Source organism: Marinobacter salexigens, assembly GCF_018860765.1.
Lineage (GTDB): Bacteria > Pseudomonadota > Gammaproteobacteria > Pseudomonadales > Oleiphilaceae > Marinobacter > Marinobacter salexigens_A.
The window spans coordinates 623,418-636,836 of record NZ_JAHKPV010000021.1 but is presented as its reverse complement, the minus strand read 5'-3'; the positions used below and the strand labels follow the sequence as shown (position 1 = coordinate 636,836).

Below are 13,419 nucleotides of genomic sequence, written 5' to 3'. Positions count from 1 at the left end.
GGCCCTGATGTCCGAGCCGTTACTACAGGCCGTTAACCTACAGTGTGAACGGGACAAGCGGATACTTTTCCGCGAATTATCCTTCTCCATACTGCCCGGTACGGTCACCCGTGTCGAGGGGCCAAATGGCTCGGGCAAAACCACTTTGCTGAGAATGCTTGCAGGCTTGAATGATGCTTGGACAGGCGAGTTGAATTGGTGCGGCTCGTCAATTGCAAACCAGCGTGAAGTGTTTCTGCGGAATATGCTTTATCTCGGTCATCGCCCTGGAATCAAACCTCTCCTTACTCCTATGGAAAATCTTCGGGCGTTGATGGCGGGCAGAAGGCCTGTATCTGACGCTGTTTTGCGTCAGGCGCTTCAGGGAACGGGGCTTTCAGGCTTCGAGGATGTACCTTGTCGTAATTTGTCGGCCGGTCAGCAGCGCAGAGTTGCGTTGGCAAGGTTGTTGATTGCAGACGAACCCCTTTGGTTGCTCGATGAAGTATTTACCGCCATTGATGCCGATGGCGTGACAGCGCTAGAGGCGTTATTACAACAGCGGGCCGCTGAAGGTGGTGCCGTGTTGGTTACCACCCACCATGATCTCGCACTGCCGGGCATGCAGCGGCTGACCCTTGGCGCTGGAGGTGTAACCGATGAACGTTGAAGTTCGCCCGGTAGTTCCGCTCGCCAGTAGCAGTGTCGGCGCGCTGGCTGCTATGAAGGGTGTTTTTTCGCGGGATATGAAAGTAGCATTCCGGCAGCGTCAGGATCTGTTAAACCCGCTTTTGTTTTTTATTATGGTTGTGACCCTGTTTCCTCTGGGCGTCAGCCCGGAAGCCTCATTTTTGCGTGAAGCTGGAGCCGGAATTCTCTGGGTGGCGGCGTTGCTCTCGGTACTCTTGTCTCTAGATCACTTGTTCCGTCACGACTTTGACGACGGCACACTCGAGCAGCTTGTGCTCCAGCCGCAGCCCCTGTTTTTGTTGATTTTGGCAAAGACCATGGCGCACTGGATGTTAACAGGCCTGCCTTTGGTCATATTGACCCCCGTTCTTGGTGTAATGGTGCATCTCGACGGGAACTCTATCGCTGTTTTATGTCTAACGCTGCTGATTGGTACACCGGTACTGAGTTTAATCGGCGCCATTGGTGCTGCTTTGACTCTTGGATTGCGTTCGGCAGGTGTGCTCTTGTCCCTACTGATCATTCCACTGTACATTCCCGTGCTGATATTTGGCACAGGCACCGTTGCAGCAGCAGCGGAAGGTGCTTCTGTTGGGGCTTATCTGGCTTTGATGGGGGCTTTCCTTATGTTGGCGCTGACACTGGCGCCGTTTGCAGCGGCAGCAGCATTGAGAATCAGCTTGTCGAACGGTTAAAACAAGGTAAACGGTAAGGCGGTGACCATCTGATGTGGCAATTTTTTCATAAACTGGGTTCCCCAAAATGGTTTTTCGGGATATCCACCCGGTTCATGCCTTGGCTATTGATGAGCGGCATAGTGCTGCTGATGGCTGGAGTTGTTTGGGGGCTGGCATTTGCACCCAAAGACTACCTGCAGGGCAATAGCTACCGGATTATTTTTATTCATGTTCCTACGGCGTTTATGGCGCAGTCGATTTACATCATGATGGCGTCTGCGGCTCTGGTTACTCTGGTTTGGCGCATGAAGCTGGCCGATGTATTCGTTAAAGCGGTTACGCCAGTAGGGTTGGTTTTAACGTTTTTGGCACTTTTTACTGGCGCGGTTTGGGGCAAGCCAACCTGGGGTACTTGGTGGATCTGGGATGCCCGGCTTACCTCCATGCTGATACTGTTGTTTCTTTATGGTGGTGTTATCGCGTTGGATCGGGCCATTAATGACGAGAAGTCTGCCGCCCGCGCAGTCGCGGTGCTTGTGCTTGTTGGGGTGGTGAATATCCCGATTATCAAGTACTCCGTTGAGTGGTGGAATACATTGCATCAGCCCGCAACGTTCAAGCTTACAGAAAAACCGTCCATGCCAGCTGAAATGTGGGTGCCATTGTTGCTTTCAGTGCTGGGCCTTTACCTGATTTTTGGTTGGCTTGCATGTGTTCGTATGCAAACAGAGATTTTGTCCCGGGAGCAACGCACCCGCTGGGTAAAAGAATTCGTTCTGAAAGGAAAGGTGTAAACCATGGCATTTGATTCCTTTGCGGCATTTGTATCAATGGAAGGTCATGGCCCCTATGTGTGGGCTTGTTACGCTGTGTTTTTTGTACTGATGATTGTGCTGATGGCCGGATCGGTACGCAGCAGGAACGCAACTATTGAATCCTGCCGTCGCCGTTATGAGTTTCAGGCCGACAAGAGTACAGTGGCGGCGGCGCCTACAACTTCTGCGTCCTTTGCACGCGTAAATGTTTCCCAAGACTGACTGACAGGTAAGCACATGCACCCAATCCGTAAAAAGCGGCTGACCATCGTTCTGTTTCTGCTGGTAGGCCTATCTGTTGCAGTGGGGCTTACAACTTACGCGCTGCGCCAGAATATCAACCTGTTTTACGACCCCAGCCAAATTTCCGCAGGTGAGGCCCCGGTTGACGTGCGAATTCGCGCAGGTGGTATGGTAGAAGAAGGTTCCGTGGTGCGTGATCCTGAAAGCCTAAAAGTCGAATTTATGGTTACCGACTATAGCGCCTCGGTACCGGTTGAGTACGTAGGTATCTTGCCGGATTTGTTTGCGGAAGGGCAGGGCATTGTCGCCATGGGAAGGCTCAACAACGAAGGGCGGTTCGTGGCCGATCAGGTTTTGGCCAAACATGATGAAAACTACATGCCTCCAGAAGTTGCCGGTGCCTTAGAGAAAGCATCACAAGCCGAGACGAAGTCTGCTGCTGAAAATGCCAAGCCTGCAACTTACTGAACACACAACACCCAATAGCCTGACTCCTGGAGAGCTTTGATGTATCCCGAACTCGGACAGCTTGCACTGATACTCGCGCTGTTGCTGGCAGTGCTTCTTTCGGTAGTGCCATTGGTTGGCTCACTCACTGGTCGGGACAACCTTCAGGCGTTTGCACGGCCTTTAACCACCGGCATGTTTGTGTTTGTCGGGCTAGCGTTTGCTGTGCTGACCCACGCGTTTTTAACGGACGATTTTTCGGTAGCCTACGTTGCCAACAACAGCAACAGCATGCTGCCTTGGTACTACAAGTTCAGTGCTGTGTGGGGCGGCCATGAAGGCTCCCTTTTGCTCTGGATTTTGATGCTAACCGGTTGGACCATGGCCGTTGCTATTTTCAGCCGTCGCTTGCCCTCTGTAATGATTTCCCAAGTGTTGTCGGTTCTCGGCATGGTTAGCGTTGGCTTCATGCTCTTTATTGTTATTACCTCTAACCCCTTCGACCGCTTACTGCCAAACGTACCGGCCGATGGGGCAGACTTGAACCCACTGTTGCAGGATTTTGGGCTGATCGTGCATCCGCCTATGCTTTATATGGGCTATGTTGGTTTTGCCGTAGCTTTTGCGTTTGCCATTGCGGCCCTGATCAACGGTCGCCTTGATGCTGCATGGGCGAGATGGTCTCGCCCCTGGACTACCGTTGCCTGGGCGTTTCTTTCTATCGGTATCGCGCTTGGAAGCTGGTGGGCCTATTACGAGCTTGGCTGGGGCGGCTGGTGGTTCTGGGATCCTGTAGAAAACGCTTCTTTGCTTCCGTGGTTGTCGGGTACCGCGTTGATGCACTCGCTCGCAGTCACCGAAAAGCGCGGTGTTTTTAAAAGCTGGACGGTACTCTTGGCGATTGTCACCTTTTCATTAAGCTTGCTGGGTACCTTTCTGGTTCGGTCCGGCGTGCTTACTTCGGTTCATGCTTTTGCGTCTGATCCGGAGCGGGGCACCTTTCTTCTGGCGTTGCTGGCAATAACCATTCTGGCCAGTCTGATGCTTTATGCGTTCAGGGCGCCTGTGGTTCACGTACGATCCCGCTACGGTTCTCTGTCGCGGGAGATATTCCTTCTGTTAAACAACGTACTGCTGGTTTCCGCAACGCTACTGGTCGCGGTAGGTACTCTGTACCCGCTGGTTCTTGATTTCTTTGAACTGGGCAAAATCTCTATTGGTGAGCCGTTCTTCAATCTTACTTTTAGCCCGCTGGCTGTGGCGACCGGCCTTTTGCTTGGTGTTGGCACCTTCTCCCGTTGGAAGAAAACAGATGGTGGCTGGCTTGCTCGCAAGCTGCTGTGGCCATTGGCGGTTAGTGTATTGATCAGTACGGCGGTTATGGTTGCGTATGGTGGCTTCAAACCTTGGGCCTTCCTTGGCGTGTTCACTGCCGTTTGGGTAACCACCGCAACCTTCTGGGATTTGTGGGACAAGTCTTCGTCCAAAAAGGGACGGGTTCACGGCTTGAAGCGCCAGTCTCGCAGTTACTACGGCATGGTTCTTGGCCACCTTGGTCTGGCCATTACCATGGCAGGCGCTACCGTTGTGTCGAACTATGGCATAGAGCGCGATGTGCGCATGGTTCCTGGTGATGTTGCAACGGTTGGTGACTACCAGTTCCGGTTTGTGGACATTGGCGAGCGCCGCGGCCAGAACTTTACTGCTCAATACGGCAGTTTTGATGTAATGCTTGACGGCAAACTCGTTGCTGATCTTCATCCTGAAAAGCGTCAATATGCCGTTGGCATGAGTGTCATGACGGAAGCGGATATTGATGCAGGCCTGTTCCGGGACATCTTCGTTGCAGTCGGTGAGCGTATTTCAGAGAACGCTTGGGCTATCCGCTTACAGTATAAACCGCTAATCCGTTGGCTTTGGTTAGGTGCGCTGTTTATGGCGGCCGGTGGCTTCTTGGCTATATCTGATCGACGTTATCGTATTCGTGAGCGAAATGTTGAGCGCTCTGCAGCTGTGTCGTCTGAGCAAGCCGGTACCCAGCGTCCGGCCGGAGCAGTTTCATGAAGCGCTTTCTTCTGTTTCTGCCTTTGCTGGCGGCCATCATAGTAGGTGTTGTTCTATTCGCCGGTATTGGTAAAGACCCCACCAAGCTGGATTCCGCATTAATAGGGAAGCCGGTTCCCGCGTTCAGCCTGCGGGATTTGAAACAGCCGGAAGCCACGCTTGATGAAGCCGTGTTTCGCGGGGAAATCACCTTGCTGAACGTTTGGGGTACTTGGTGTCCGTCCTGCCGGGACGAACATGATGATCTTATGTGGCTAGCCCGGGAAAAGAAGGTGTCGATTATTGGTCTGAACTATAAAGACAACCGCGACGATGCTTTGGTTTGGCTAGATCGGTTGGGCGACCCGTATAGCAAGGTGATATACGATCCCAAAGGCACACTGGGCTTCGATTTGGGTGTGTACGGTGCCCCGGAAACCTTTGTTATAGATGCCTCTGGCGTTGTGCGTTATCGCCATGTGGGTGTGGTCAATGGCGACGTTTGGGAACGGGTGCTATTGCCGGTGATCAATGACGCACGGGAGAATGGTTGATGCTGCGCATTCTATGTTTTGTTGTGGCAACTGTGGCATCCAGCATGACCTTTGCGGATGTATCTGCGGTTTATGGTTTTGATGATCGAAGCGAAGAACAGCGCTACCAGAACTTAATTGCAGAATTGCGGTGTCCCAAATGCCAAAACCAGAACATTGCGGATTCAAACTCACCCATATCGAAAGATATGAGAAATGCTGTTTATCAAATGATGCTGGATGGCGCCAGCGATCAAGAAATTGTCGATTCTCTGGTGGGGCGCTTTGGCGAGTTTGTGAAGTATAAGCCCGATTTGGACAGCCGCACTTTCATGCTCTGGGCAACACCTGCAATAGCCGTTCTGGGCGGCCTTATTGTGGTTGCAGGGATTGTTGTTCGCTCTCGACGGACTGGCACGGCCGCGCCAACCCTCAGTGCTGAGGAGCAGGCCCGAATAGATAGAATGCTTGCAGAAAAGAATCGTAACGGTAGCGCCTGATTTCTACACAGTGCCCCTTGACCTCTACATAAGTGCAAGCCACTGGCTTCGTAAACATGCGCACCGCTTTATTCATTTTGAACCTGTGATGATATCTCCATGACCCAAACTTTCTGGATTGCCGCAACGGTACTGATCATTCTTGCCTTGGCGTTTGTACTTTACCCTGTGATGTTTCACCGTCAGGCCTCCCGGGAGCAAGCGGATCTCAGAAACCAGAACTTGATGGCCTATCGAAGCCGAATGGCCGAACTGGAAAAAGAGCACCAAGCCGGAATTATTGATGAGGAAACTTACCGGCAGCTGAGAGACGAACTTGCGGGGGCCATGCTCGATGACGTTCCCGAGAATGAAGCACCAGCAAAGAGCGTTCCCGGGCGTAAAGCTGCTATGGCCGTGGGCCTAATATCAATACTTTTGCTTCCTGCCGCCACGGTTCTGCTCTATGAGGAGTGGGGCGCGATGGACAGTGTGGAATCCTTTGTTGCTATGCAGGAGTTGGGAAGCTCAGACGAAGCCCGTGCAGCACAGATGAACCAGCTCACGGAGCAATTGCGTGCGCGGCTGGAGGCCAGCCCTGATAACCCGGATGGCTGGGCTATGCTGGGCCAGACTTACATGCGCTTGAAACGTTATGACGACGCAGCTTGGGCGTTCAGACAGCTGGCTGATAGTGTTAAATCTGATGAGGGTTCCCGGGCCGTCGCGCTGGGACTATCTGCGCAGGCGCAGTTTTTCCGCACTCAGGGCGCAATGACTGAGAAAGTAACCTCTACCATTGAAGAAGCGCTCGAGCTGAACCCTGATGAGGTCAACTCGCTGGGGCTGTTGGGCATTCATGCGTTCAGTCAAGGAAGCTATCGCGAAGCGATTCAATACTGGGAGCGCATCCAAACGGTTGCGCCAGATCACCCGCAACTGGCTTCCATTCAGGGGGGAATACATGAGGCCTATACTCGCCTTGGGGAGCAGCCGCCGGCTGAACAACCCGCTTTTGCCGCTCCGGATGATAGCGCAGGCAACGTGGGCGTATCTGTGCGAGTGAGTTTGGATGATGCATTCAAACAAGAGATCCCTGAAGACACTACTCTGTTTATCTTCGCCCGCGCGGCCAATGTGCAAAGCGGGCCGCCTTTAGCCGTTGTGCGGTTGACCGCGAGCGCCTTGCCCATCGACATTCGCCTGAACGACAGCCATGCGATGGCGCCACAAGCTGTGATATCCGGAGCAGAGCAAGTGATTGTAACGGCTCGCTTGACGCTGTCAGGCAACATCAATGCACAACCGGGGGACTGGCAGGGTAGTACAGAATTACCGGTTGCAGTGTCTGGAGATCAGGGTTCGCCGGTAGACCTCGTGATTGACCAGCAATTGACTGGCAACTGAATAGGAACGGACTTGATGAGCCGCTAGCTCTCGGCCCACCAAACTATACTTTCTGAAATATTTGAGCTGGCTCTGGCAACCCCGCGCTTATACGGAAAGGTTGCTGGGGTAGAGGGGCGGCAGACCAGCTTCGGAAGATGCTTTGAGTGTCTGTTTACGTATTTCCTTGAGAGCATTCGCCAGACTTGTTCCATCCCAATGCTTGCTGCTGTTGTCTCCATTCGATTGACCCCGGCTGAACAGGTGCGCTTGCAAAGCGCTGAGTTCCGACTCCAAATCTGGAGCCGGAATGACCCGAAACACATCCCCTGTAGACCCAAAATTATGGCCGGGCCAGCGCAAATTAGACCAGCGCACAAATAATCCCGGCGTAGTGGCACCGCCGTTTTTGGCTGCGCTCAACAACTCCTCAAACACGTCTTGTTCGTTCGTGCTTTTTGAAGAAACAGTTTGATCTGAACTATCAGCAGCGATTTTTCGGCTACGCCACCAAGCCAGCATGGTGAGAACCCATACGCCTGCTAGTGCAAAACAGGCCCATTTCCAGAATCGACTAATAGAGGGAATGGGGTTGTTGCCCGAGGCTGCCTCGTCGTTAGTTGTCGGCGGTGTGTTCTGTCCAGTGCTTGCGGCCCCTGTGGCTGCAACTGAGCCTTCTGAGGCGGTTACGTTAAGAGTCTGTGCGGGAATAATTGCAACTTTCTCACTGTCGGATTCCGTGTCCCACCAAGGGATTCGAACGGCCGGGAGTGTTAGCTTACCGGCATTCACCGGAACTAGGGCGCTGGTTTGTGTGAGTGTGGATGTAATGCCATTCGGTCCTACATTCGTACTGCGCTGAGGCTCTTCAGGATAACTGCGAAGCCCTTCGGGCACCGAATCTGGCAATGGCGGCAGCGCTTCCGAAGGCAACCCTGTTGCTTGCAGGCTAAGGGTGCGGGTGAGATCGTCCCCAGTGTTCAGGTTCAAGGTTGCAGGCATGCCAGCCTCTGAAAGAGTAAGACTGTTGGCCGGCAGCCAAATTGTACCGCTGAACTCTGCAGGCACTTCTTTTATTGGCACCTCAAACAAATCTGCACTGTCCCGGAGAAAACGGAGCGAGCCGTCAGTATTTCTGGCTTGCCCTTCAAAGCGAATGGGAGGAAGGTTCAAAACGCCGGGCTTTTGGGGAAACAACGCATAACGCCGCTCCACAACTCGGTAGCGCACGCCATCACGTTCAGTAGCAAACTCGCGTTGTTTACCCAGAGTTTCAATGATGGCGTTGGGGTGTTGCGGGTCGGATAGCTCACCGCGAATAAGGTTGCCCCGGAAGAATAACCGAACCGTCAGAATCAGTTGCTCCTGTACATAGACCTCGGCTTTGTCGGTCGTCAACTCAATAAAGCTGTCTCGATTGCTACCCGTCTGGTCCGGAGGGGTACCGTCAACAACCTCAATAGTTACCGGTTTAGACACGGAATCCTTGAAGGTTAGGGCGGGGATGGTGAGCTTACCGGTTGATTTTGGCGCAAGTTGGTAGGTCCAGATTATTTCTCCCACCATCTCGCCATTTACAGTGGTAACGCTGTAGCGCTGGTTGCGGGCCAATATTTCAAAGTCAGGTTCTACTTTTTCAATATCTGGGGATGGCAGGCTTGATAAATCAAAGTCGAATAGGTTACTCAGATTGATATCAATCTTGGTGCTGCCTTTGACAGTAAAGGTGAGCACCTCGCCTTCATAAAGGCGGTTTCTGTCGGGCTCCGCTGTGAGTTCTCCGGCTTGTGCCGAGAGCCCTAGCACCATAAAAATCGCCAGCCATATTGTTGGAATGATCAGCCGTTTTACCATGGTGTATCGCCCTCATCGGATGGTGTCTGACGCTCCTGGTACTGTTGCAGGAATTTGCGTTGTAAAAGCCCGCCCGGATTATCTGGTATCCGTCGCAGCGATTGCTCCTGACTCTGGGTCAGGGGTGTTTCAGATATATGCGCTGGGGCTTGTGCCTGCTTCTCTTCATCGCTGGGTTCGGCCTCCATGGCTTGGGCGGTTGTTTCGTTTCTTTCTGCAGAGTCGCTTGGCTCCTGCTCTCCAGACTGTTCCTGTGTACCGTTTTGTTCTTGTGTTTGGTCGCCGTTCCGGGACTGCTGAGACTCCTGATCCGAGTTTTGAGATTGATCTTGGTTTTGGCTATCACCGTCACTCTCTCCATCACTCTCTCCATCACTCTCACGGTCACTCTCACTCTCACCTTCACTACCGCTATCATTCTGGCTTGAATCTGAAGCGTTCTCGTCACCTTCGCTCTGGCTGGATTGTTCCTGTTGCTTGAGCAAGTCTTGCACAAGCTTTCGGTTTACACGGGCATCCTCCATGTTTGGAACTTGGTCCAGAGCGCTGTCGTAGGCTTTTATCGCCTCTTCCAGCTTTCCGGCACGGGCTAACGCATTACCTCGGTTGTAGTCCGCGACAGGTGTATTTGCTTTGGAGAACGCCTTGGCGGCTTCTTCATAGCGCTCTGCTTTGTAAAGTGCCGAGCCTCGCCATTCGGGGGATTGCAAGGTGTTCGCTGCGGCTTCAGGGTCTTCACGGATTAATTGTGGTGCTCGTTGGTCCTCTCGTTGCCAAAGACTGTCCCAATCCATCGCCGCGACCGGTTGTGGTATGGCTGGCATCAGTATCAATGCCAATGCGGTAAAGGCTCCCCGGCGCCAACCCAAGAGCAGCAACGGAAGCGCCAGCCATAACAGCCAATAGCCGTCGTCTTGCCAACGATTAATGGTGAGCCCGGTATCGGTGTCCTGCCACTCGTCCGATTCGATGGGGCTCAGATTTAAGGCGGCTATGTCGCTGTCATCCAGTGTTAATTCACGACTGGTGCCGCCACTGGCTCGGGCTAGCTCCGCGAGCTTATCCGGGTCAGTGCGGGTTATGACCACATTGCCGTTTTCCCTAATAAATCCGCGCCGGGCAAGGGGTATGGGGCCGCCACCGGGGGTTCCTGCGGCGAGCGTACTAAGGGTAAAACCGGTGTCCTTGAGTGTGTTTTCGATAGGCTCCTGATATTGGTCTGCTACGCCGTCGGTGATTAACAAAATGCGGCCCTGCCCGGGAGCGCCTTGTTCCAGAAGCGCACGGGCTCTGCTAATAGCCAGATCTACGCGGTTACCTTGAACCGGCATGATGACTGGCTCAAGTACGTTAAGCATACCGGTTAGGGTATTGCTATCGTCGGTTAGGGGTGTCACAACGTGGGCATCCCCGGAGTACACCACCAATCCGGTAAGGCTGCCTTCGCGCGCAGCCAGAATATCGCGAATTTTGCGTTTCGCACGAGTAAGACGATCTGGCTCCAGATCGGTTGCTAACATCGACAACGACAGGTCTAGCACGATCACCAAACCGTCTCCCGGCTTTTTAAGAGGCGTTGGTGCCTCGCGCCAGGCTGGCCCCGCGAGAGCCAGCGCCAGAATCAACACTGCGCTGATTGCGGGTACAAGTTTTGATCCACGCCTATCTGAAGCTCCCCCATAACGGCGAATGACCGGCGACAAAAATCGCTCAGGAATGAATCCGGACCAACCACTGTCGCCGGAGCTTTTGTGTTTTAACACTCGGTAGAGCACCGGTATAAGGAGCAATAATAGAAGCCAAAGCGGGCGTATAAAGTGGAAGTCAGCCATGATTTACGCTTCTCCCCGGCGGTCGGCCGATTTGCTGTCAATGCTTTGACGCACCGGTGTTAGCCTGCCAGCTAAATGTCTGAACATAAAAATGCTCAGCCAGAGTGCCACGGCTATACCTGCCGGCCAGAAGAACAGGTCGGTAATCGGACGGTAGGTTTTTCCATCCAGTTCAATAGGCTCAAGTTGGTTGATGGTTTCGTATATCAACTCCAGCTCTGGCAAGCTGCGGGCGCGGAAATACTCGCCGCCGGTTTGCTGCGCCATGCGTGTGAGCAGGTTTTCATCCAGATCTCTGGAGGGGTTTACCCGGCGGGAGCCAAGCAGGCCGCGACGAACCATAGAGTCGGCGCCAATGCCGATGGTGTAGAGGCGTACGCTGGCCGCTGCTGCTATTTCCGTCGCTTTGTCTGGTGATATTTCGCCGGCGGTGTTGGCTCCGTCTGTAAGAAGCACCACCACACGTTGTTGTTGGGGCCGCTCTCTTAAACGCTTGGTGGCCAAACCGACCGCATCGCCAATAGCCGTTGCCCGCCCAGCCATGCCAATCCCCGATTCCTGAAGGAGCGTCTCTAGGGTTTGGATATCAAAGGTTAAAGGGGCCTGAACATAGGGTTCCGTACCGAATAGAATGAGGCCGAGTCGGTCCCCCCCTCTGCGCGCAATGAATTCATTGAGTACTTTTTTAACAGCCTGCAAACGATTAATGCTGCGGCCCTGAAGGATCATGTCCTGTTCTTCCATACTGGGAGAAATATCCACCACTAGCATGAGGTCGCGCCCGGACACCGGCATTTGAACCTGCTCCCCCACATGCTGTGGTCGTGCCAGCGCCAATACCAGAAAACACCAGGCGAGCAAGAGCAACAGCGTTTGCCAACGTGGAACGCCATTGCCCCGACGGGTTACGCCGGGCAAATCCGAAAGCCAATGCCCAACCGGGAAAACCGGAGCGTCTACGGCGTGGGCGGCTGGCTTTTTCCACTGCAGAAGTAGAGGCACCAAAATCAGCAGCAGCAACCAGGGGTAGGCGAGGCTCAGCATTTTTGGGCCTCCAGCCAGGTTCGGGCGAACTCTATAGCCAGAGCTGGCTCAGCGGTCGGGTGGGGCTGCCAGACACTGTTTACCAAAGCATCGACTACAGGTTGCTGGGCGATACGCTCATTCGGGAGATGCCGTAACAGGTATGAGGCCCACTGCTCACCCGAGAGAGCCTCCGGGTTTTCATCCGGGTAGCGCTCCCGTGCGGCACGTTTTAGCAGTCCATTGATTTGCGTAAACCATTGAGGCTCTTTGGCCCCAGAGTGTTCTAGGATGGCCAGTTCGGCCTTGGCCTGCCTAAGCCAGCGATTTTTGAGATGACGACGGCGAAGTGCCCAAACCAGAATGGCTATGGCAACAAGTAGGGCAAAAGCGAGAACCCACCAGCCCGGAGCTGGCGGCCAGAAACCTCCGGTTTGCGGCAGGTGGATATCCTTAAGCTGGCTCAGAGGGTCCTTGGGTATCATCCGACTCGTCCCCCTGGCCCGAGTATGGCTTTAAGACTAACCGCTGGTGCCTCTTGGGTTGAAACGTTTGTGGCCTCTACGCCGGACAAGCGAAAGCACTCTGCAAGTCTGGCCTCGTGTTGGTCGATTTTTTCCTGCCAGGCTTTTTGAAAGCTGGTATTCGAAGCATCAAACCATACCGGGCCTTCGCTTCCCGCAATGGCAAAGCGGCCGCTGTGCGGCAGTTGCTGTTCTAAAGGATCAACAACCCGTAGAGCGCTAACGCTATTGTGTCGCGCCAGAGCGCCAAGTAACGACGGCGTGCTCTCTGAGATATTCAAAAAATCACTGATTACAAAAATCCTGCTACCGGTGTGGGCAACGCGCCGGGCTTCTGCCAGAGCGGTATCTAGCGTGATTTCGGATGCGGAGTTGTCTGGCGAACTGCGCTGTTGGCTGGCGAGGGTATCTAGTAGCCGGAGTACGGATTTCTTTCGCCGCGCAGGGCGTTGCACGCTTAGTGTGCTGCCATCGAATACAATGCCGCCCACCTGATCTCCGGCAGAGAGCGCAAGCCAAGCCAAAATAGCGGCAAGCTGTGCGCAGCGCACCTGTTTGAAGGCTCCGGTACTGGCAAAAAAGAGTGTGGGGCCGAGATCGCAAAGGAGTAAAACCGGTCGTTCGCGTTCTTCTTCGTAAAGCTTGGTGTGAGGTGCTTGTCGCCGGGCCGTAACTCGCCAGTCAATGCTGCGGATATCATCCCCGGGCTGATACAAGCGTACTTCCGCAAACGCCATACCACGCCCACGTTGTGAAGAATGCTGTAGCCCTGCCTGCCGTGCCCGTGCTGGCCGTGCCGAGGGCAATTTCAGCGCGCGGGCGTCAGCCTGCAGGCGAATAAGGGCCTGTAGGCTGACGCGTGTTGTTGCTTCACTGGCACTTACATCCATGGCC

At 53.9% G+C, this 13,419-nt stretch carries 14 protein-coding genes; 9 read left to right on the top strand and 5 right to left on the bottom strand.

What is annotated here, in order from left to right:
- Positions 1-7: 7 nt before the first annotated feature.
- The 9 genes from ccmA (at position 8) to ccmI (ending at position 7,313) form a co-directional block, all read left to right on the top strand.
- Complete coding sequence (gene ccmA, locus KO508_RS16475) at positions 8-649, top strand: cytochrome c biogenesis heme-transporting ATPase CcmA (RefSeq protein WP_216009371.1); 642 nt, start codon at positions 8-10, stop codon at positions 647-649.
- Entirely contained in the window at positions 639-1,364 is a 726-nt protein-coding gene (gene ccmB, locus KO508_RS16470; protein WP_252738167.1) for a heme exporter protein CcmB, read from the top strand. The genes ccmA and ccmB overlap by 11 nt, the downstream gene beginning before the upstream one ends.
- A gap of 32 nt (positions 1,365-1,396) precedes the next feature.
- On the top strand, positions 1,397-2,140 hold the full coding sequence (ccmC, locus tag KO508_RS16465; protein ID WP_216009370.1) for a heme ABC transporter permease CcmC: 744 nt from the start codon (positions 1,397-1,399) through the stop codon (positions 2,138-2,140).
- A gap of 3 nt (positions 2,141-2,143) precedes the next feature.
- Entirely contained in the window at positions 2,144-2,383 is a 240-nt protein-coding gene (gene ccmD, locus KO508_RS16460; RefSeq protein WP_200361545.1) for a heme exporter protein CcmD, read from the top strand.
- A 15-nt stretch (positions 2,384-2,398) separates the two neighbouring features.
- The gene (ccmE, locus tag KO508_RS16455; protein ID WP_200361544.1) at positions 2,399-2,872 is read left to right on the top strand and encodes a cytochrome c maturation protein CcmE; all 474 of its coding nucleotides are present in this window, start codon (positions 2,399-2,401) and stop codon (positions 2,870-2,872) included.
- A 39-nt stretch (positions 2,873-2,911) separates the two neighbouring features.
- The gene (locus KO508_RS16450) at positions 2,912-4,915 is read left to right on the top strand and encodes a heme lyase CcmF/NrfE family subunit (RefSeq protein ID WP_216009369.1); all 2,004 of its coding nucleotides are present in this window, start codon (positions 2,912-2,914) and stop codon (positions 4,913-4,915) included.
- Positions 4,912-5,448: a DsbE family thiol:disulfide interchange protein gene (locus KO508_RS16445; RefSeq protein ID WP_216009368.1), complete on the top strand. Its 537-nt coding sequence runs from the start codon at positions 4,912-4,914 to the stop codon at positions 5,446-5,448. Before KO508_RS16450 ends, KO508_RS16445 begins: the two co-directional genes overlap by 4 nt.
- On the top strand, positions 5,448-5,927 hold the full coding sequence (locus KO508_RS16440) for a cytochrome c-type biogenesis protein (RefSeq protein ID WP_216009367.1): 480 nt from the start codon (positions 5,448-5,450) through the stop codon (positions 5,925-5,927). The genes KO508_RS16445 and KO508_RS16440 overlap by 1 nt, the downstream gene beginning before the upstream one ends.
- A gap of 99 nt (positions 5,928-6,026) precedes the next feature.
- Complete coding sequence (gene ccmI, locus KO508_RS16435; RefSeq protein ID WP_216009366.1) at positions 6,027-7,313, top strand: c-type cytochrome biogenesis protein CcmI; 1,287 nt, start codon at positions 6,027-6,029, stop codon at positions 7,311-7,313.
- 87 nt (positions 7,314-7,400) lie between these two features.
- Here the strand turns inward: ccmI and KO508_RS16430 are convergent, their stop codons facing one another.
- From KO508_RS16430 to KO508_RS16410, 5 genes are read right to left on the bottom strand one after another with little or no spacing between them, the layout of a single operon-like run.
- On the bottom strand, positions 7,401-9,146 hold the full coding sequence (locus KO508_RS16430) for a BatD family protein (protein ID WP_216009365.1): 1,746 nt from the start codon (positions 9,144-9,146) through the stop codon (positions 7,401-7,403).
- Positions 9,140-10,978, bottom strand: a complete 1,839-nt coding sequence (locus KO508_RS16425) for a VWA domain-containing protein (protein ID WP_216009364.1) — start codon at positions 10,976-10,978, stop codon at positions 9,140-9,142. The genes KO508_RS16430 and KO508_RS16425 overlap by 7 nt, the downstream gene beginning before the upstream one ends.
- Before the next feature lie 3 nt (positions 10,979-10,981).
- Positions 10,982-12,022, bottom strand: a complete 1,041-nt coding sequence (locus KO508_RS16420) for a vWA domain-containing protein (RefSeq protein ID WP_216009363.1) — start codon at positions 12,020-12,022, stop codon at positions 10,982-10,984.
- The gene (locus tag KO508_RS16415; protein WP_216009362.1) at positions 12,016-12,486 is read right to left on the bottom strand and encodes a DUF4381 domain-containing protein; all 471 of its coding nucleotides are present in this window, start codon (positions 12,484-12,486) and stop codon (positions 12,016-12,018) included. The genes KO508_RS16420 and KO508_RS16415 overlap by 7 nt, the downstream gene beginning before the upstream one ends.
- Positions 12,483-13,415 (bottom strand): DUF58 domain-containing protein, encoded by a 933-nt coding sequence (locus KO508_RS16410; protein ID WP_216009361.1) that lies wholly within the window; start codon positions 13,413-13,415, stop codon positions 12,483-12,485. The genes KO508_RS16415 and KO508_RS16410 overlap by 4 nt, the downstream gene beginning before the upstream one ends.
- Positions 13,416-13,419 lie beyond the last annotated feature (4 nt).